Annotated in this window: 15 protein-coding genes; 7 read left to right on the top strand and 8 right to left on the bottom strand. The window is 72.0% G+C overall.

All coding sequences use genetic code 11. The annotated features are described in order from the left end of the window. Nucleotides 1–125: 125 nt before the first annotated feature. The gene (locus ABT127_RS36265) at nt 126–1,220 is read right to left on the bottom strand and encodes a DUF1996 domain-containing protein (RefSeq protein WP_351459845.1); all 1,095 of its coding nucleotides are present in this window, start codon (nt 1,218–1,220) and stop codon (nt 126–128) included. A gap of 382 nt (nt 1,221–1,602) precedes the next feature. Between ABT127_RS36265 and ABT127_RS36270 the strand changes: the two genes are divergently transcribed. Further along, on the top strand, nt 1,603–2,145 hold the full coding sequence (locus tag ABT127_RS36270) for a GNAT family N-acetyltransferase (RefSeq protein ID WP_351459848.1): 543 nt from the start codon (nt 1,603–1,605) through the stop codon (nt 2,143–2,145). A gap of 190 nt (nt 2,146–2,335) precedes the next feature. On the opposite strand, the gene ABT127_RS36275 is transcribed toward ABT127_RS36270, so the two are convergent. Both ABT127_RS36275 and ABT127_RS36280 read right to left on the bottom strand, forming a co-directional pair. Continuing rightward, on the bottom strand, nt 2,336–3,946 hold the full coding sequence (locus tag ABT127_RS36275) for an MDR family MFS transporter (RefSeq protein ID WP_351459850.1): 1,611 nt from the start codon (nt 3,944–3,946) through the stop codon (nt 2,336–2,338). A 162-nt stretch (nt 3,947–4,108) separates the two neighbouring features. After that, entirely contained in the window at nt 4,109–4,807 is a 699-nt protein-coding gene (locus ABT127_RS36280) for a TetR/AcrR family transcriptional regulator (protein ID WP_351459853.1), read from the bottom strand. 135 nt (nt 4,808–4,942) lie between these two features. Here ABT127_RS36280 and ABT127_RS36285 point away from each other — a divergent pair, with 135 nt between their 5' ends. Next, entirely contained in the window at nt 4,943–5,473 is a 531-nt protein-coding gene (locus ABT127_RS36285) for a DUF4232 domain-containing protein (protein ID WP_351459856.1), read from the top strand. Between the two features lie 19 nt (nt 5,474–5,492). Here the strand turns inward: ABT127_RS36285 and ABT127_RS36290 are convergent, their stop codons facing one another. Then, nucleotides 5,493–7,364, bottom strand: coding sequence for a discoidin domain-containing protein (locus ABT127_RS36290; protein ID WP_351459858.1), 1,872 nt, complete (start codon nt 7,362–7,364; stop codon nt 5,493–5,495). A gap of 343 nt (nt 7,365–7,707) precedes the next feature. Between ABT127_RS36290 and ABT127_RS36295 the strand changes: the two genes are divergently transcribed. Beyond that, nucleotides 7,708–9,486 carry a pectate lyase-like domain-containing protein gene (locus tag ABT127_RS36295; RefSeq protein ID WP_351459861.1) on the top strand — a complete coding sequence of 593 codons (1,779 nt, stop codon included), beginning with the start codon at nt 7,708–7,710 and terminating at the stop codon, nt 9,484–9,486. Here the strand turns inward: ABT127_RS36295 and ABT127_RS36300 are convergent. Both ABT127_RS36300 and ABT127_RS36305 read right to left on the bottom strand, forming a co-directional pair. Then, complete coding sequence (locus ABT127_RS36300; protein WP_351459864.1) at nt 9,475–9,726, bottom strand: DUF5133 domain-containing protein; 252 nt, start codon at nt 9,724–9,726, stop codon at nt 9,475–9,477. The two genes, ABT127_RS36295 and ABT127_RS36300, sit on opposite strands and share 12 nt — an antisense overlap. Nucleotides 9,727–9,817: 91 nt before the next feature. Next, on the bottom strand, nt 9,818–10,537 hold the full coding sequence (locus tag ABT127_RS36305; protein ID WP_351459866.1) for a PP2C family protein-serine/threonine phosphatase: 720 nt from the start codon (nt 10,535–10,537) through the stop codon (nt 9,818–9,820). A gap of 330 nt (nt 10,538–10,867) precedes the next feature. Between ABT127_RS36305 and ABT127_RS36310 the strand changes: the two genes are divergently transcribed. Next, nucleotides 10,868–12,598 carry a sensor histidine kinase gene (locus ABT127_RS36310; RefSeq protein WP_351459869.1) on the top strand — a complete coding sequence of 577 codons (1,731 nt, stop codon included), beginning with the start codon at nt 10,868–10,870 and terminating at the stop codon, nt 12,596–12,598. Nucleotides 12,599–12,605: 7 nt separating this feature from the next. Here the strand turns inward: ABT127_RS36310 and ABT127_RS36315 are convergent, their stop codons facing one another. Further along, nucleotides 12,606–13,304: a response regulator gene (locus tag ABT127_RS36315; RefSeq protein WP_351459871.1), complete on the bottom strand. Its 699-nt coding sequence runs from the start codon at nt 13,302–13,304 to the stop codon at nt 12,606–12,608. Nucleotides 13,305–13,915: 611 nt separating this feature from the next. On the opposite strand from ABT127_RS36315, the gene ABT127_RS36320 reads away from it, so the two are divergent. The 3 genes from ABT127_RS36320 (at nt 13,916) to ABT127_RS36330 (ending at nt 17,466) form a co-directional block, all read left to right on the top strand. Next, nucleotides 13,916–14,776 carry a universal stress protein gene (locus tag ABT127_RS36320; protein WP_351459874.1) on the top strand — a complete coding sequence of 287 codons (861 nt, stop codon included), beginning with the start codon at nt 13,916–13,918 and terminating at the stop codon, nt 14,774–14,776. Nucleotides 14,777–14,865: 89 nt separating this feature from the next. Then, nucleotides 14,866–16,485: an alpha-amylase family glycosyl hydrolase gene (locus ABT127_RS36325; RefSeq protein WP_351459876.1), complete on the top strand. Its 1,620-nt coding sequence runs from the start codon at nt 14,866–14,868 to the stop codon at nt 16,483–16,485. Between the two features lie 81 nt (nt 16,486–16,566). After that, nucleotides 16,567–17,466, top strand: coding sequence for a TIGR03619 family F420-dependent LLM class oxidoreductase (locus ABT127_RS36330; protein WP_351459878.1), 900 nt, complete (start codon nt 16,567–16,569; stop codon nt 17,464–17,466). Here ABT127_RS36330 and ABT127_RS36335 read toward each other — a convergent pair. Continuing rightward, a complete protein-coding gene (locus ABT127_RS36335; RefSeq protein WP_351459881.1) occupies nt 17,456–18,703 on the bottom strand; it encodes a cytochrome P450 in 1,248 nt (415 codons plus the stop codon). The two genes, ABT127_RS36330 and ABT127_RS36335, sit on opposite strands and share 11 nt — an antisense overlap. Nucleotides 18,704–18,812: the final 109 nt, after the last annotated feature.

The following is an 18,812-nucleotide window of genomic DNA, read 5'->3' on the forward strand; positions in this document are numbered from 1 at the left end:
GGGGCGCGGGTGGTGGCCGTCGCCGATGTGGAGGTGGAGCGCGCCAAGAAGCTCGCCGCGGACCTCGACGGCTGCACCGCGCACGACGACGCGGCGGCGCCGGAAGGCGCCGGCCACCCCTCACCTCAGGGGAGTTCGTAACGGTCGTTGAGGACCGCGCCGTTCTCCGGGTGGCTCTGGTCGTAGCCGCGCGGGTCGCACTGGAGCCCGCCGACGACGCAGTGGTCCACCATCGCCTTCAGCGTCCGGTCGTCCCAGGCGTTGAAGAAGTCGTAGTGGAAGGAGTAGCTGGGTCCGCTGGCCAGCCGGAGCTTCGACAGGTCCCCGTTGACCGGGAAGGCCATCTTGAACTCGATCATCGGCAGCGCGACCGGGTGGTCGGCCGGGCAGACGTTGTTGTTCGTGCCGGGCTTCACCACCGGGTAGGACATGTGGCTCTTGTGGTCCGGCGTGTCCAGGTACTTCCCGTCCCAGCAACTGGGTGCCTGGAAGCGGATGTTGACCTGGGTCGACGGGGTGGTGGGGCAGTCCTTCGGGAAGTCCACGTTGAAGAAGCTGTCCCCGCACTCCCAGCCCTCGACGAACCCGGGGTGGTTGCGGAACTCCTGCGCCGTCTGCATCGGGCTGCCGACCACGAACCGCAGCCCCTTCGGGAAGGGCCGCACGCTGGTGTAGTCGGTGACACCGGCCTTGTAGTAGATGGTCTGCTCGCCCACCGGGAGCACCGGCTTGTCGCCGTTGAGCATGGTGGGCATCCAGTAGCCGGACTTGTCACCCGGCGCGAGGCACGAGGTCGGCCCCCTGTCGAGCGAGGCGGTGGTGCTGTTCGCGTCGGTCGTCTTGTTGCCCATGAAGGTGTGGTCGTGGGACTTGCCCGGCTGGCCGGGGTACACGATCGGGTCGTCGGGCCGGGTGTGGGTGACCGTGCAGTGCGCCTGGAACTCGTGGAAGTAGCGGTGCGGCGGCTCCTTGTCGGACGGCTGCACGCCGGTGACCGGCGGGTTCGCCGGGATGTAGCCGTCGCCGTCCGGGTCGTCCCCGGACGCCTTGGTCGATGCGGCCATCACGTGGCCCGTGTGCGCGGCGGGGGCGGGTGCGGGAGCGGCCGCGACGGTGTCGGCGCCCGCGCCGACGGCGGCCACTGCGCCCACTCCGAGCGAGGTGAGGAGCAGTGCACCGGATATCAGGGCCCCCGAGAGGGTTCGTGCTCTTCGGGCCATGGATGCCTCCTGCGATGCAGGGTTGTTGGGGGGATGAGGGGCGCGCCCCGGACCGGCCATGGGGAGGGGCCCGGGGTGCGCCGACGAGGGCGCACCCTCGTGCGGTGGAGAAGCGTTGGAGAGCGCTCTCCCACTTCCCGCAGTGTTCCGGCCGTGACACGACCCCGTCAAGACTCGGTGAACGTCTCGTTAAACGGCGGACCAACACACCTCCTGAGCAACGGAGTTGCCCGCGCAGGTCAGAGGCGTGACTCCATCGATGGATCAAGCCGAAGACTTTTCGCCGAACCCGTCGTGAATCTGGGAGAGCGCTCTCCCAAGCGCTGACCGCACTCGGCCGCCATCGCTGGATCACCTCCCCCGAGCGTGATCTCATGACACGGTGCGGGACGACGACGTGCGGGACGAGACCCGGGTGAGAGCGCGCGACGAGGGCGACCTCGCCGCGTGCGTCGCGGTGCTGGGCGCCGTGCACCGCGCGGACGGCTACCCCACCGTCTGGCCGGACGATCCGGCGGCCTGGCTGGGTCCCGGCACCGACGGCCGGGCCTGGGTCGCGGAGCGGGAGGGGCGGATCGTCGGCCACGTCGCCCTGGTCGGGCCCGCCGCGGACGACGTCGCACCCACCCTGCTCCGGCGCGGGCCCGCGGCCGTCGTCAGCCGGCTCTTCGTCGATCCCGGCGCCCGCGGCCTGCGCGTCGGAGCCCGCCTGCTCGCGCGGGCCGCCGAGGCGGCGCACACCCGGGGAGCCCGGACCGTCCTCGACGTCGTGACCACCGACACCGCGGCGATCGCCCTGTACGAGCGGCTCGGCTGGACGTTCCTGGGCGCGGGGCGACAGCAGTGGTCGTCGGGCACGTCCGTGACCGTGCGCTGCTACGCGGCGCCCGCCGCGAGCCGGTCACTGCCGAGGAAGACTCCCTGACGGAGGCCGCCCGTTCGGCGAAGCGGCGATAGCAGGGACGTGGCACCTGGGCCTTGCGTGTCCGAGCCGACGCGAGGTGAAGGACCTCGACGGGCGGGGCCCGACGCATGACGGACTCCGGCCGGTCGGGGGCCGACGCACGTGTGCCCCTCACCGCGCGGGCGGTGAGGGGCACACAGGGCCAGCAGGATCAGCCGACCGGCTGCGGCTCCTTGTCGGCCGGGGCCTCGGGACCGGCGTTCTCGGCGTGCCAGTCCGCCGTGTCTGCCAGCGGCTTCTCCTTCAGGACGAAGGCGAGCACCAGGCCGACGCCGAAGACGGGCAGCAGGTACAGGAAGATCGGGACGAGCGATTCCTGGTAGGCGTTGACGACGGTGTCGCGCAGCTCCGTCGGGAGCGACCTGACCAGCGCCGGCGTCAGCGAGTCGCTGTCGCCGATCTTGGACGCGGCCTCGGCCGGGATGCTCGTGGCGAGCTTGTCGGTGAGGCGGCTGGCGAACACGGCACCGACGACGGCGACGCCGAGGGTCGCGCCGATCTCCCGGAAGAAGTTGTTCGCGGAGGTGGCGGTGCCGACCTCCGAGGCCGGGAAGTCGTTCTGCACGGCGAGAACCAGCGTCTGCATCATCAGACCGACGCCGGCGCCCGCGAGACCGACGTAGAGGCAGACGACCCAGACCGGGTCGGAGACGTCGAGCGTCGACATCAGGTAGGCGACGGCCATGATGATGACGGTGCCGGCGATCGGATAGACCTTGTAGCGGCCGGTCTTGGACATGATGGCGCCGGACGGCAGGGCCGTGGCCATGATGCCGACGACCATCGGGATGAGCAGCAGACCCGACTCGGTCGCCGTCTTGCCGTAGACCATCTGCAGATACGTGGGCATGTAGCCGACGATCGCGAACATGCCGAGGCCGATCACGATCATGCCGAGCAGGGTGGCGACGTTGAAGATCGGCGAGCGGAACAGGTGCAGCGGAATGACCGGCTCCTGTGCGCGCCGCTCCGCGACGAAGAACAGCACCCAGGCGACGACCGCACCGATGCCGAGCCCGATGACCAGCGGGTCGCTCCACTCGTACTGCGTGCCGCCCCAGCTGGCGAACAGGACGGTGCAGGTGACGGCGGCGGCCATCAGCGCGGTGCCGAGGTAGTCGAGCGTGACGTCGACGGCCTTGCGCGGCAGCTTGATCGCGACGGCGGCGACGAAGAGGGCGAGCACACCGAGCGGGAGGTTGACCCAGAACGCCCAGCGCCAGGAGTGCGCGTCGGTGAACCAGCCGCCGAGCAGCGGTCCGACGACGGACGACAGGCCGAAGACGGCACCCATGGGCGCCATGTACTTGGCGCGCTCACGCGGCGGCACCAGGTCGGCGATGATCGCCTGCGAGGTGATCATGAGGCCACCGCCGCCGAGGCCCTGGAGGGCGCGGCCGGCGATCAGGGTGCCCATGTTCTGGGCCAGTCCGCAGACCACCGAGCCCACCAGGAACAGGGCTATGCCCGCGAGGAAGATGTTCTTGCGGCCCATGAGGTCGCCGAGCTTGCCGTAGACCGGCATGCCGATGGTGGCGGCGAGGATGTAGGCGGTGGTGATCCACGCCATGTGCTCGATGCCGTTGAGTTCGCCGACGATGGTCGGCAGCGCCGTCGAGACGATGGTCTGGTCGAGCGCGCCGAGCAGCATGGTCAGCATCAGCGCGGCGAAGATCAGCCCGAAGTTGGCGGGCTTCACCGTGTTCTCGGCCGCCGGGTCGGCGCCGGTGTCCGTGCCCTCGGTTGCGGGGGCGTGCGTCATTGCGTGCTTCTCCGATGAGGTGGGTGCGAGTGGATCAGGTCTGACAGGGCGCGCGGCAGCGGGGAGAGCGGTTGCCGCGTGCGGGTCCCGCGGTGCCGCGGGTTTCGGGGAGAGGTGCGTGGGTGACCGCGACGGGGGAGGCCGGTCACACGGAGGGGGCGGTTACTTCACCGCGTCCGGCCCGGGTCGTGCGGTGCCCGCCGCGAGCAGGGCCCGCAGGGTGGTGAAGGAGCCGCGGATGGAGGCGGCGAGGCCGTCGGCCCCGGGCCCGGCCTCGTCTCCGTCTCCGTCTCCGTCGACGGAAGCGCTCTCCTGCGACCACCGCTTGAGTCCGCTGCGCACGGTCGCCATGGCGATCCCGGCGAGCAGTTCGGCGTCCTCGCCGTCGGCCGGGGTTCCGGTGCGGCGTGCGACGGTGCCGGCGAGGTCCCGCTCCACCGCCTCGCACTGGGCGAGGAACGTGGCCAGCACCGAGGGCACGCCCTCGGCGATGCGCAGGATGTCCTCCAGCTCGCGGGGGCCCGGGGCGGCCTCCTGGAGATGGTCGGCGAGGACGTCCCCGAGGTCGCGCAGCACGGCGTCGGTGTCCTGTCCGTCCCCCTCGGCGAAGCGGTCGGCGAGGGCGGGCGGGAGGGCGCCGGGCAGGGCGAAGAGCGCGGCTTCCTTGCTCGGGAAGTAGTTGAAGAAGGTACGGGGGGACACCCCGGCCTCCTTGCTGATCATCTCCACGGTGACGCGCGCGAAGCCGAGCTCGCGGGCCAGACGCAGCGTCGTCGCGTGCAGTTCGGCGCGTGTCTCGCGCCGCCTGCGCGCGCGAAGGCCCTCTGCGGGGGCGCTCTGCTGCGGGTGGGAGGTGATCACGAGCCGGATTCTTGCACACCGTGCAAACTTGCGGTCACTGCACCCCCACCCCGCCCCTTGTGTCCCAGATCACCCATTCGGTATAACGTGCAATGTACCCATTTCGCCGAATCCACCAGTTTGCGGGGATCCACGATGCGCGCTCGCCACATCGCAGCCGCCGCCGCGGCGGCCCTCAGCCTTGCCGCTCTGACCGCACCGGCAGCCGTGTCGGCCACGCCCGCCGCGTGCGGTGAGAACGATCTGACCCTGCGGGCCGAGCCGTCCGACGACAGTGACGGCGTGATCAAGCTCAGCGTCCGCAACGAATCGGGCCGGGCCTGCACCGTCGACGTCGCGCCGACGGTGACGTACGGGGACCTGGACGGCGCGGCCCAGCCGCGGCCCGCGACCAAGAGCGGCACGTACGAGCTGGCCGCGCACGCCACCGCGTACGCGGCCGTCCGCTCGCTCGCCGCCACCGACTCCGACGAGCAGCCGCGGACCGTGCCGTCCCTGCGGGTGGCCGCGTCGCCGGACCAGAGCGGCCGGGGCTTCCAGGCGATGACGCTCGGCGCCCCGACCGGGATCCAGGTCTGGGAGCCGGTGACGACACCGTGGATGGCGTCACCGGCCCGGGCCGCGCAGGTCATCGAGGACCAGACGGCCGGCTGGTTCCAGGCCTAGGCTCTGTCCGGAGCGCGCGTCACCCCTTCTGCTCGACCCGCACCCAGTCGACCTGGGCCTGGACGCCGCCGCGCGCGATCGCGTCGACGCTGGACTGCGGCAGGCCCCAGTACGGCTGGGTGGCCTTGTTCCAGCCGGCCGGGTAGGCGCCGCCGAGGGCGAGGTTGAGGATCAGGTACTGGTTGCGGTCGAAGACCCACTGCCCGCGGGTGGACTCCAGCTTGGTCCGGGTCGTGCGCTGGACGACCGTGCCGTCGACGGTGAAGCGCATCTCGGTCGGCGTCCACTCCACGCCGTAGGTGTGCCACTGGTCGGCGGTGGAACCGCCCGGGTAGTGCTGTTGCGCGCCGATGTTGCCGTCGGCGGAGTAGCCGGGTCCGTGCAGCGCCGAACTGGTCCAGTCGCGGTAGCCGATGTTCTCCATGATGTCCGTCTCGCCGGAGGCGGGCCAGGACACCGACGGGTCGTCGACGTTGCTGCCGAGCAGCCAGAAGGCGGGCCAGAAACCGTCCCCGACCGGCAGTTTCATCCGGGCGCTCACCCGGCCGTAGGTGAAGTCGACCTTGGTGTGGGTGTCGATGCGGCCCGAGGTGAAGTCGTAGGTCCCGCCGCCCGCCTTCGTGCAGCCCTTGCAGTACTTGGCGGCGAGGACCAGGTTGCCGTTCTCGGTGCGGATGTTGTCCGTCGAATCGACGTAGGCCTGGGACTCGCCGTTGACCGGGCCCATCTCCGTGCCGGTTCTGACGACGCGCCACTTGGAGCGGTCGAGGGCCGCGCCGGTGAAGTCGTCGAAGAACGTCGTGCGGTACGCGCCCGACTGCTCGCCGGGCAGGGCCGGGTAGGCGGCGTCGGCGCTGCCGCCGGTGCCCCAGACCTGGAACTCGTAGAGCGAGTAGCCGAATTGGGCGGTGGCGGGCGCCGGATTGTAGAACGACCGGCGTTCCTTGCCGAGCATGCGGACGTAGCGGCCGGTGGCCGGGGAGGGCAGCTGGACGGTGTCGTGCCGGCCCGTCGCGTCGCCCGGGGACTTGATGTCGGCGCGGCGCGCGGCGACCTCGGCGGCGCTCGGCCGGTAGACGGTGCGCCAGGTCCTGTTGTCGTCGGAGACCTGCAGCTCGTAGTCGACGGCGTAGGCGGCCTCCCAGTAGAAGTCCACGCTGTTGATCGTGGAGTTGGCGCCCAGGTCGACGGAGACCCAGCGGTCCGCGTTCCAGTCGCTGGACCAGCGGGTCTGATCGGCCTTCAGGTCGGCGGGCCAGCCGCCGTCGGTCACGAACGCCGGTGAATTGCCCGCGTGCTGGTAGTAGTTGCTGTACGCGGGGTGGTGCAGGGCGAGGTTGGTGCGGGTGGTGGAGGCGGGGGCCGGGGTGCCGCCGTAGACCTTGAACGAGTACAGCGAGTAGCCGTAGGGGGTGGCGCGCTCGATGCCGCGCAACCGGACGTACCGGCCCCGCACCTCCTGCGGGTAGGTGTGGGCGGTGACGCTGCCGCCGGTGCCGGCGTCCTCCGTGTAGAAGGGCTGCCAGTCCGTGCCGTTCTTCGAGACCTCGATGACGTAGCGCTTGCCGTAGGCGGCCTCCCAGTCGAGCGTCACGCGGTCGATGCGCAGGGTGGCGCCGAGGTCGACGCGCAGCCACGCGGTGTCCGAGAAGTCGCTGGACCAGCGGGAGTTGGGGTCCGCGTCGACGGCCTTGGCGGGGAGGGTGCCGGCGTTCTCGCTGCCGGACGCGGTGACGGACGCGGGGTTCGCCGCGTAGGCGGCGGCCGCGAGATCGGTGGTCCAGTCGGCCGCCGCGGCAGCGGCGACGGGAGGTGCTGCGAGGGCCTGCGGTGCGAGGACCAGGGCGGCGAGGGCCGTGGCGGCGCAAGCGAGCAGGAGGGGACGGCGCATGTCTCTCCTTCACGGGTTCACGGATGTGGGGTGCCACGGAGCGTGCACAGGACGCCGGAAGGAGAGCGCTCCGGAGCGGAACGTAGGGGGGTGCTCCTCGGTGTGTCAACGGGGGCGGCCGGGACCACCGTGACGCAAGGCGAAGTACAGCCTTTCTGACACTTCCTGAAGTCCTCGAGTCCATCAACTGCCGCTTGTGGGCGTTTTGTTGAGAGTTCGGCCCGGGAATCACGCGAATTTTGGTCACGACTCTTGACGCCCGATTCACTCACCTGAAACATGCGTCGCCAGGAGAGCGCTCCCACACCCCCACTCGTTCACTTCATGAACCAGGAGAGCCGCTGTGCCCCACTTCCCCACACCCCTGTCCCGTCGTACGGTCCTCGGCGCGGCCGCCGCGACGGCGGCACTGCCCGCGCTCGGTACGGTCACGGCCTCCGCCGCCGAGGCCCGGGCGGCCGCACCGTCGGCGAAGCTCCAGGCCGGCGGCGACCTCGGCCCCAACGTCATCGTGTTCGACCCGTCCACCCCCGGCATCCAGGCCAAGCTGGACGAGATCTTCAAGCAGCAGGAGTCGGCCCAGTTCGGCACCGGCCGCTACGCGCTGCTGTTCAAGCCGGGCACGTACAGCGGGCTCAACGCGCAGCTCGGCTTCTACACCTCGATCGCCGGCCTCGGCCTCTCCCCCGACGACACCACGATCAACGGGGACGTGACGGTCGACGCGGGCTGGTTCGACGGCAACGCCACGCAGAACTTCTGGCGCAGCGCGGAGAACCTGGCTCTCGTGCCGGTCAGCGGGACGAACCGGTGGGCGGTGGCGCAGGCGGCTCCGTTCCGCCGGATGCATGTGCGCGGCGGCCTGAACCTGTCGCCCGACGGCTACGGCTGGGCGAGCGGCGGCTATATCGCGGACAGCCGTGTCGACGGCTCCGTCGGCCCCTACTCGCAGCAGCAGTGGTACACCCGTGACTCGTCGGTGGGCGGCTGGCTCAACGCGGTCTGGAACATGGTCTTCTCGGGCGTCGAGGGCGCGCCGGCGCAGAGCTTCCCCAATCCTCCGTACACGACGCTGGACACGACACCGGTCTCCCGCGAGAAGCCGTTCCTGTACCTGGACGGCGCCGACTACAAGGTGTTCCTGCCCGAGAAGCGGACGAACGCGCGGGGCACCAGCTGGGGCAACGGCACGCCGCGCGGCACGTCCGTGCCGCTGACGCAGTTCTACGTGGCTCAGCCCGGGGACGGCGCGGCCACGCTCAACACCGCGCTCGACCAGGGCCTGCACCTCCTGCTCACGCCGGGCATCTACCACCTCGACGCGCCGCTGCAGGTGAAGCGCGCGGGCACCGTGGTGCTCGGGCTCGGCTACGCGACGCTGATTCCGGACGGCGGCGCCACGGCCGTACAGGTGGCCGACGTGAGCGGGGTGCGGCTCGCCGGGTTCCTGGTGGACGCCGGGACGGTCAATTCCGACACCCTGCTGGAGATCGGGCCGTCGGGCGCGTCCGCCGACCACTCCGCCGATCCGATCACCGTGCAGGACGTGTTCGTACGGATCGGCGGCGCGGGCGCCGGCAAGGCGACCACCAGCCTGGTGGTGAACGCGCGGCACACCATCGTCGACCACACCTGGGTGTGGCGCGCCGACCACGGCGACGGCGTCGGCTGGGACACCAACCGGGCCGACTACGGCGTCGTGGTCAACGGCGACGACGTGCTGATGACCGGCCTGTTCGTCGAACACTTCAACAAGTACGACGTGCAGTGGTCCGGCGAGCGCGGCCGGACCATCTTCTTCCAGAACGAGAAGGCGTACGACGCCCCGAACCAGGCCGCGGTCCAGGACGGTTCGGTCAAGGGGTTCGCCGCCTACAAGGTCGCCGACTCGGTGACGGACCACGAGGGCTGGGGGCTCGGTTCGTACTGCTTCTACAACACGGACCCGACCATCCGGCAGGACCACGGGTTCGCCGTGCCGGACAAGCCGGGGGTGAAGTTCCACGGCCTGTCGGTCGTGTCGCTCGGCGGCAAGGGCCAGTTCGAACACGTCATCAACAACACGGGAGCGGCCACCTCGGGCACCGACACGGTGCCCTCCACGGTCGTGTCATACCCCTGACGTACGCGGCCGGGGCGCCCCGATGAGCGAGTCGTCGTGGACCCGGGCACCGGGCAGCCGGTACCGGGCCGCGACGAGCGCGGCGTCGACGTCCCGGGTGCCGGTGGCGACGCACAGGGTGTAGGAGACGTCGTCCAGGCGGCGGCGCGCCTCGGGGCCGCCGTCCTGGGCGTCCAGCACGCTCAGCGAGTCGTATTCACGGACGAGATCGGCCAGCAGAGCGGGGTGGGCCAGCAGCATCGGCGGGTGCTCCTCGATTCGGGGTGAGCCGGACAGTTCCGCGATTGCCCGCGCCGCCGCCCGCCAAACGGCCGGCGGGGCGCGGACGTGATCACGCCCGCAGGAGTGCGGGTGCCGCCTCCACGGCGAGCAGTGAGGCGTCGTCCTGCAGGCTGCCCCGCGCATGGTGCAGAAGATCCGCGGCGAGCGCCGCGGTGAACACCGCGAGCGGACGGCCCGCCAGTTCGGCGGCACGCTCGGCGAGCGGATAGAAGACGCCGTCGGCGTCGCGCGCATCGGTGACCCCGTCCGTGTGCAGCAGCATCCGCTCCCAGGAACGGGCGGGCACCGGCTGGGCGGCGCACCAGCCGTGGGCGAGGTCGAGCAGCCCCAGCGGGGGTGCCGGCGCGGGCACCGCGGCGGGGACGGCGCCGCCGTCGCGGATGAGCAGGGGCGGCGGGTGTCCGCAGCAGACGAGGTCGGCTCCTCCGTCGGGAGCGACGGTGAGCAGTGCGGCGGTGACGAAGCGGTCGGGCTCGGCGGAGTGGGCGACCACGGAGTGCAGCCGGACCGCCAGCGCCTCCAACGAGCTCTCCCGCGGGGCCAGTTCGTGCCACGTCTGCAGCACCGTGGCGGCGGTGCGCGCACCTTCGCGCCCCTTGCCCATCACATCGCCGATCAGCAGCCGGGTGCCGAACGGCGTGTCGAGGGCTCCGTGCAGATCCCCGGCCGCGCCACCGCACCCGGAGCCCGCGGTCAGCCGCCGGGCGCTGACGCTCAGGGCGCCGACCTTGTCCGGGTGGGAGGTGCGCGACGGCGGGCGGACGGTCATGGGGAGGCCTTCCGAAAGTGCGGCCGGATGCCAGGTGGGGAGGCGCGCGTCGGGTGGGACCCACGGAAGTGTAGTCATCTCGCCGCTCTCTGTGACGGTTTCTTTCAAGTACCTGCGCACGACGTGAACCAGGCGCACGTATCGGCGGCCGCGCTCCCCCGGCGAGGCCGTCACCACCGGGCCCGGTCCCCTCTCCCGCCCCATGGGCCCACCCCGCACGGACGGTCCGCGCCGTTTTGCACGGCGGGGTGCGACGAAGCAGGTCGTCGCGGCGCGCCCAGCCGCTACCGTGAGAGACGGAACGCGACGTCTACGTCTGGCGGAGGCGGAATGGGCGTGGAGGAGGCACGGGGTCCCGGACCACTGCCCCGTCTGCGTCTCGATGAACTCCTTGAGGAACTCCAGGTCAGGATCGATGCCGTACGGGGCACCAGGAATCGCCTGCAAGCCCTGCTCGAGGCCGTCCTGTCGGTCGGTCAGGAGCTGGATCTCTCCCAGGTGCTGCGGCGCATCGTCGAGGCGGCTGTCGTCCTGGTCGACGCCGAGTACGGCGCCGTCGGGGTCATCGGTGAGGACCGGCGCAAGCTGTCGCAGTTCCTGCCGGTCGGCATCAGCGACGAACTGCGGGCGCGGATCGGCGAACTGCCCTCCGGGCACGGGCTGCTGGGCGAGCTGATCCGGCATCCGGAGCCGCTGCGGCTGCGCGAACTGGCCGAGCATCCCGCCTCGTCCGGCTTCCCGCCGCACCATCCGCCGATGCACACGTTCGTCGGGGTGCCGATCCGGGTGCGGGAGGCGGTGTTCGGCAATCTGTACCTGACCCAGAAGCGCGACAGCGGCGACTTCGACGACGAGGACGTGGCCGTGCTGCAGACCCTGGCCGCGGCGGCGGGCGTCGCCATCGAGAACGCCCGGCTGTACGAGGAGGTGCGGCTGCGGGAGCGGTGGCTGCAGTTGAGCGCCGAGTTCTCCGGCAGCCTGCTGTCGGGCGCCGGGGAGACCCAGGTGCTGCGGCTGATGGTGGAGCGGGCACGGGAGATCACCGGAGCCGACCTCGGCGTGATCGCGCTGGTCGTGCCGGGCCGCGATGAGCTGCACGAGGTGCTGGCCCTGGGCCGCCAGGCCGGCGCCCACCACGACACCGTCCTGCCGCGCCGGGGGACGTTCGCCGGGACCGCGCTCTCCGCGGGCGAACTGGTCACCTCCGACGACATCCGCAAGGACCCCCGGATCACCTATCAGCCGGCGCGCTGGGACGGGCTCGGGCCCGCGGTGGCCATGCCCCTCGGCACACCCGACCGGGAGCGCGGGGTGCTGATGCTGGCGCGCCACGCGGAGGAGCAGCCCTTCTCCGCGGCCGAGCTGGCGCCGCTGGTGGGCTTCGCCGGGCAGGCGACGCTCGCTCTCGAACTGTCCGACCGGCGGCGCGACGCGGAGCAGATGAGCCTGCTGGAGGACCGTGACCGGATCGCCCGCGACCTGCACGACCTGGCGATCCAGCGGTTGTTCGCGACCGGGATGACGCTGCAGAGCGCGCAGCGATTCGTGCAGCATCCGGAGGCGTCGGAGCGTCTGATGCGGGCCGTGGACGACCTCGACACCACCATCAAGATCATCCGATCGACCATCTTCGGGCTGCGGGAGCGCGACGCCCCGCCCACCGGCGCGGGCCTGCGGATCCGGGTGGTGCGGGCCGTGGAGGAGGCAGCCCGGGTACTGGGCTTCACCCCCGCCCTGCGGATGGAGGGCCTGGTCGACGTGGATGTGCCGGGACCGGTCGCCGACGACGTGCTGGCCGTGCTCGGCGAGGCGCTGACGAACGTCGCCCGGCACGCGCGGGCGTCGTCTGCCGAGGTCGTCCTGGTCGTCAGGGGCGGCGCCGTCACCCTGAGCGTCCTCGACGACGGCATCGGCATCACGACCGAGCCGGACGCCCATCGCAGCGGGCTCGCGAACCTCGCGGCGCGTGCCGCGCGGCGCGACGGAACGCTGACGGCCACGCCCCGCGAGGAGGGCGGCACCAAGCTGGTGTGGAACGTCCCGCTGGGGAAGCAGGGGTGACGGTGCCTCATGTCGCCTTGGGCGGGAGCCGGGTGGCGAGGACGGCCGCCTGGATGCGGCGCTCGACGCCGAGTTTGGCGAGCAGCCGCGAGATGTTGTTCTTCACCGTCTTCTCGGACAGGAAGAGGCGCTGGCCGATCTGCCGGTTGGTCAGCCCCTCTCCGACCAGTTCGAGGATGTCCCGTTCCCGCTCGGTGAGGTCGACGGCCTGGCCGTCGGGCGGCGCTCCGCCGTTCTGCGTCGCGTGCTGCTCGGGGCCGCGCAGGCTGCGCATCAGCCGGGCCGTCGTCGCCGGGTCGAGCATGGACTCGCCCGAGGCGACGGTGCGCACGGCGGAGATCAGGTCGGAGCCCTTGATCTGTTTCAGCACGTAGCCGGAGGCGCCCGCCATGATGGCGTCCAGCAGGGCGTCGTCGTCGTCGAACGAGGTGAGCATCAGACAGCTCACCTCCGGCAGCAGACCGCGCAGTTCACGGCAGACGGTGATGCCGTCGCCGTCCGGGAGCCGGACGTCGAGCACGGCCACATCGGGCCGCAGGGCAGGTCCTCTGGCGAGGGCCTGCGCCGCGGTGGCCGCCTCTCCCACGACCTGGAGGTCGGGCTCGGCCCCGAGGAGGTCACGCAGCCCCCGACGGACCACTTCGTGGTCGTCGAGGAGCAGGATGCGGACGGGATCGTCAGCGCTGAAGGTGCGTGGCGGCTGCATGGCGGCCCCTCCCCTCGGACGGTCGTTCCCTAGATCCTGGGGGCACCGGGAGTGATCCGCCAGGGCCGAACGGCCCCGATCTCCTGTCCTACGGGACCGTCATCCGGACACGGACGCACCGGATCCGTACGACGGCAACAGCCAGGACCGGTCGACGGGTTCACCGCGTGTGCGGCCTCCTTCCAGGGGCATCTCACGGCCGGCCGGGAGCGCTTCCCTCCGGAGCGTGCGACGCGGGCGGGGCCGGACGATCGGCGGCACCCGGTCCTGCCCGCGGCTCGCCTCGGCTCCGGACTGCCGTCGTGCGACAGGATCCATCCTGCGGGACCGCCTCTCCGGCGGCCAGGGGCCGATCGGCTCCGGCCCGGGGCCTGTCGGTGCCGGGCGCGCGGGACGTCCGACGGTCCCGTCGGCGGGGCCGAACGTCCCGGCGCCCAGGGCCGGTTCACCTCTCCCGGGCCGGTGCTCCCGGTGGGAGCGTCCTAGGGCGTGTGCCGAAGGTCCTGCCCGGACAGGTGCGCCGCCCGCGCCACACACACGACTGACCCCGCCCTCGCGTGGAACCCGCTCGGCAGAACACCGTCCGCCCGATCGCCCTGGAGGTTCCCGTCATGACCAGTATTCGCGTTCTGAGCGTCGGGACCGACGGCTCGCGCGAGAGCATGGACGCCGCCGACTGGGCGGCCCGCGAGGCGCTGCGCCGCGGTCTGCCCCTGCGCCTGGTGCACGCCGGAGAGGGCCGCAGGACCTCGCCCCCGCCGCTGGACGTCGATCTGCCGCGACGCGCCGTCCTCGACCGGACCGCGCTCCAACTCTCCTACACGCACCCGGCGTTGCAGATCCTGGCCCGTCGCCGACCGCAGCCCCCGGTGGGTGCGCTGCTCGAGGCCGCGGCCAACTCCGAGTCGCTGGTGCTCGGTTCGCGGGGCTTCACGGGATACGCCGGGTTCCTGGTCGGTCCGATCGCGCTCGCCGTGACGACCCGGGCGCCGTGCCCGGTCGTGCTGGTGCGGGCCGGCTCGCTCCCCCAGGACGAGCGGACGCCCGAGGGGCGTTTCCGGCCGGTGGTCGTCGGCCTCGACGTGGCGTCCGCCACCGACGACCTCCTCAGCTACGCGTTCGAGACCGCGGCCCTGCGCGGGGCGCCGCTGCACGCGCTGCACACCTGGGAGCTGCCGCCGCTGCGCAGCGGCGTGGCCGGGGGCGCGCCGGCGGGTGACGCGGCCCACCGCGAGTCGCTGGGCCGCCAGGCGCTGTCGGGTGCCCTTCGGGCGTGGCGGGCGAAGTATCCGGAGGTGGAGGTGGAGGAGCGCCTGCTGTACGGGCAGCCCGGCCACCATCTGCTGAAGTCGTCGACGGGGGCAGGTCTGACCGTGATCGGCCGGCGCGCCGACGCACCCCGGCTGGGCGCGACCGCCCACTCCGTGGTGCATCACGCGACGAGCCCGGTGGCGATCGTCCCGCACACCTGATCGCGGACCTGCCGCCGGGCCCTCTACCCGGCTCCGCCCCACCCCTCGTACGCTCGACGTCCCCACATCGCGAGGGAGTTGGCGATCCCATGCACGACGCAGCGCCGTTCCGTCCCGCTCCGGCCTGGCTCGCCGAGGCCGTGTTCTACCAGATCTATCCGCAGTCGTTCGCCGACTCCGACGGGGACGGGATCGGTGACCTCGGCGGGATCGCCGAGCGGCTGGACCACCTGGCGTGGCTCGGCGTGAACACGGTGTGGCTCAACCCGTGCTTCGCCTCGCCGTTCCGGGACGCGGGCTACGACGTCGCCGACTATCTCCGGATCGCGCCGCGCTACGGCACCGCGGACGATCTGGCCAAGCTGGTGGATCTCGCGGGCCGGCGCGGCATCCGGATCCTGCTCGACCTGGTCGCGGGGCACACCTCCGACGAGCATCCGTGGTTCCGTGCCGCCGTCGACGATCCCGGCGACCATCGCTACATCTGGACCACCGGGGAGGTCCCGGAGGGCTTCGTCCCCTCCCCGGGCAGCCGTCTCGGCGGCTATCTGCCGAACTTCTTCGACTCGCAGCCCGCGCTCAACTTCGGCTACGCGCGCACGAATCCGGAGGAGCCTTGGCGGCAGACGGCCGACGCGGAGGGGCCGCGCGCCAACCGGGCGGCGCTGCGCGAGATCATGGACCACTGGCTGCGGCTCGGGGTGTCCGGGTTCCGCGTCGACATGGCGGCATCGCTGGTGAAGGACGATCCGGGAAAGCGGGCGACCTCGGCGATCTGGACGGAGCTGCGGCACTGGCTGGACCGCGCCCATCCGGAGGCCGTCCTGCTCTCGGAGTGGGGCGACCCGGAGGTCTCGGTGCCGGCGGGCTTCCACACCGACTTCTTCCTCCAGTTCGGCGGTCCGGCGAACGGTCTGGCGATGCGCTCCCTGTGGAGCAACGGCACGGGGACCACGGACGAGGCCTGGGACCCGCTGGACTGCTTCTTCGACGCCTCCGGGCACGGCACGCCCGGCCCGTTCGTCCGTGCGTGGCGGGAGGCGTCGGCCGCGCTCGACGGCACCGGGTTCGTCGCGCTGCCGACCGCCAACCACGACTTCTCCCGCCTCAATTGCGGCCCGCGCACGGCCGAACAGCTCCCCGCCGCGTTCGCCTTCCAGCTCACCTGGCCGACCCTGCCGGCGATCTACTACGGCGACGAGATCGGGATGCGGTACGTGCCCGGTCTCCCGGAGAAGGAGGGCAGCGTCCTCGGCCCGCGCTACAACCGGGCCGGTTCCCGCACTCCCATGCAGTGGGACGACGGCCCCGGCGCCGGTTTCTCGACCGCGTCCGAGGACCGCTTCTACCTGCCCCTCGACCCGTCCCCGGACCGCCCCTCGGTGGCGGCGCAGCGCGCGGACGAGACCTCGCTGCTCCATCTCGTGCGACGCCTGGTCGCCCTGCGCCGCTCCACTCCGGCGCTCGGGTACCGGGCACCGGTGGAGGTGCTGAACGAGGGCCATCCGTTCGTGTACGTGCGTGGGGACCGGCTGCTCGTGGTCGTCAACCCGAGCCGCACCTCGACGCTCTGGCCGTCCGCGGGACACGCGGGCCGCCTTGCCGGGGCGCGGGCCGTGGAGGTGCGCGGGGCTCGGGTCTCCGCGGACGGCGCGGAGGTCGGGGCGGAAGGATTCGGTTACGGGATCTTCGAGTTGCCGGAGAGGTGAGCGGGGGCTTCGGGCGGGCCGTGGCCGGAATCGATCGCTCCGTCTCGACGACCGCCCGCAAGATCAACTTGACTGCCGGGCATGCGATTCGGCGTCAACCTCCTCAACTTCGGCTCGGGCACCACCCCCGAGAGCCTTGTCCGTCAGGCCACGGACGCCCGTGACCTGGGCTTCTCCTTCGCGATGATCTCCGACCACATCGCGGTCACCCCGGATGTCCACGCGGTCTATCCGGCACCGTTCTACGACCAGTTCGTTCTCGCCGCCCATCTCGCGGGCCGCGTTCCGGGGCTCACGCTCGGCACGACGATCACTGTCATCCCCTACCGGCATCCGCTCCAGACGGCACGCCTCGCCGCGAACATCGACCGGCTGAACGACGCGGGGTTCATCCTCGGGGCCGGTGTCGGATGGTCGGTGGCCGAGTACCGCACGCTGGGCGTGCCGTTCGAGCAGCGGGGCGCCATCACCGACGAGTACCTGACGGCGATCCGGGCGGCCTGGACCCAGGACCCGTGCAGCTTCGAGGGCCGCTATGTGGAGTTCGAGAACGTGCGGACGGGTCCCGCGCCGGCGACCGCCCCGCACGTGCCGGTGTGGGTCGGCGGCGACTCCCCCGCCGCGCTGCGGCGCGCCGCGCGGCTGGGCGAGGCCTGGCATCCGTATCTGCCGACGCTCGCCGGGCTGCGGGCGAAGCTTCCCCTGCTGGCGGAGGAGGCCGACCGGGCGGGGCGGGCGGTGCCGGGGCTCGCGCCGCGGATCCAGCTCGCCCTGAGCGAGCGGCCCGTCCCCGACACCGCCGACCGGCCGCTCGGCCACGGCAGCGCCGAGCAGATCCGGGCCGACGTGGAGACGCTGGCCGGACTCGGCGCAGGGCACGTGCTCTTCGACACGTATCCGGGCGACCCGGCGCGGCGCGGGTCAGCCGACGACGACCGGAAGGTGCTCGAACTCGTGGCCGGGTTCCGCGTCACCAGCTGACGGGCAGTGCCTTCGGTCCTCTGATGAACCCCTTGCTCTGCCACTCCACCTCGGCCGGGTCGACCGCGAGGCGCAACCGGGGGAAGCGGGTCAGCAGGGCGCCGAGCATCACCTCGGACTCCATGCGGGCCAGCATCGCACCGATGCAGTGGTGCGGCCCGTGCCCGAAGGAGAGATGGGCCGTCCCGGCGCGGTCGAGGTCGAGCGTGTCGGGGTCGGCGAAGACGTCGGGGTCCCGGTTGGCCGCGAGGTAGGAGGCGTAGACGGCCTCGCCCGCGCGGATCAGCACACCGCCGACCTCGACGTCCTCGGTGGCGATGCGGGGCAGGCCCACACCGTTGCGGTGCGGGATGTGGCGCAGGAGTTCGTCGACGGCCTGCGGCAGCAGCCCGGGGTCCGCGCGCAGCCGCTCGGCGAGCTCCGGTCGCGTGAGCAGCATGTAGACCATGTTGGCGCTGTTGTTGCGGACGGCGTGGGCGCCGCTGACCAGGACGGCCGTCGCGAGGGAGACCGCCTCCGCCTCGGTGATCCCGCCGTCGGCGCAGGCCCGCCCCAGCACGGAGGCCAGATCGTCGGCGGGGCTCTCCCGGCGCTCGGTGAGCAGGTCCACGATGTACTGCCGCATCCGTTCCTTCGCGGCCTCGCTCGACTTCGGTCCGGGGCCCGCCGAGAGGATCACATCCGGCCAGTCGGCGAGCCGTGCCCGGTCCTCGACAGGGACGCCGAGCAGGTCGCTGACGACGGTCAGCGGGAACGGGCCGTGCAGACGCTCCACGAGGTCGGCGGGCGGGCCCGCCTCCTCCATGGCGTCGAGCAGCGTGGCGACGGTGACCTCGGCGCGCGGGCGCAGACTCTTCATGGTGCGGCCGGTGAACGCCTTGGTCATCACCTTGCGCAGCCGCGTGTGGTCCGGCGGATCGGTGAAGTTGAGGCCGACGGTGGCGGCGACGCGGTGCGCCGACATGCCGTTGACCTCGCGGTCGACGAGCGCGGAGCGGCTGAAGCGCGGATCGGAGGTCACCAGGCGCACATCCGGGTAGCGCGTGACGAGCCATGCCTCGCGCTCCTGTCCGAAGGGCATCCGCACCCGGGCCACCGGCTCCTCGCGGAGCAGATCGGCGAGGAGCGGGTCGAAGGTGAGCGCGGGCAGGTCGTCCAGGGGCCACTCGTGGGCGGTCGAGATGCCCCCCACCGGTTCCGGGGCCGTCGGGTCGTCGCGTACGGTCGTGTCGTTCACGCGGCCATCTGTTCCCCGGGCGCGGGCCATGGCACGCCGGAGCCGTCGTCGCGCCGCCTGATCGGCGCAGGGAGCGGGGACGTGCGGGCCGCCGGACGGATGCCCCGAT

The sequence above is a fragment of the Streptomyces sp. NPDC001904 genome (assembly GCF_040297005.1).
In the GTDB taxonomy this organism is placed as follows: domain Bacteria; phylum Actinomycetota; class Actinomycetes; order Streptomycetales; family Streptomycetaceae; genus Streptomyces.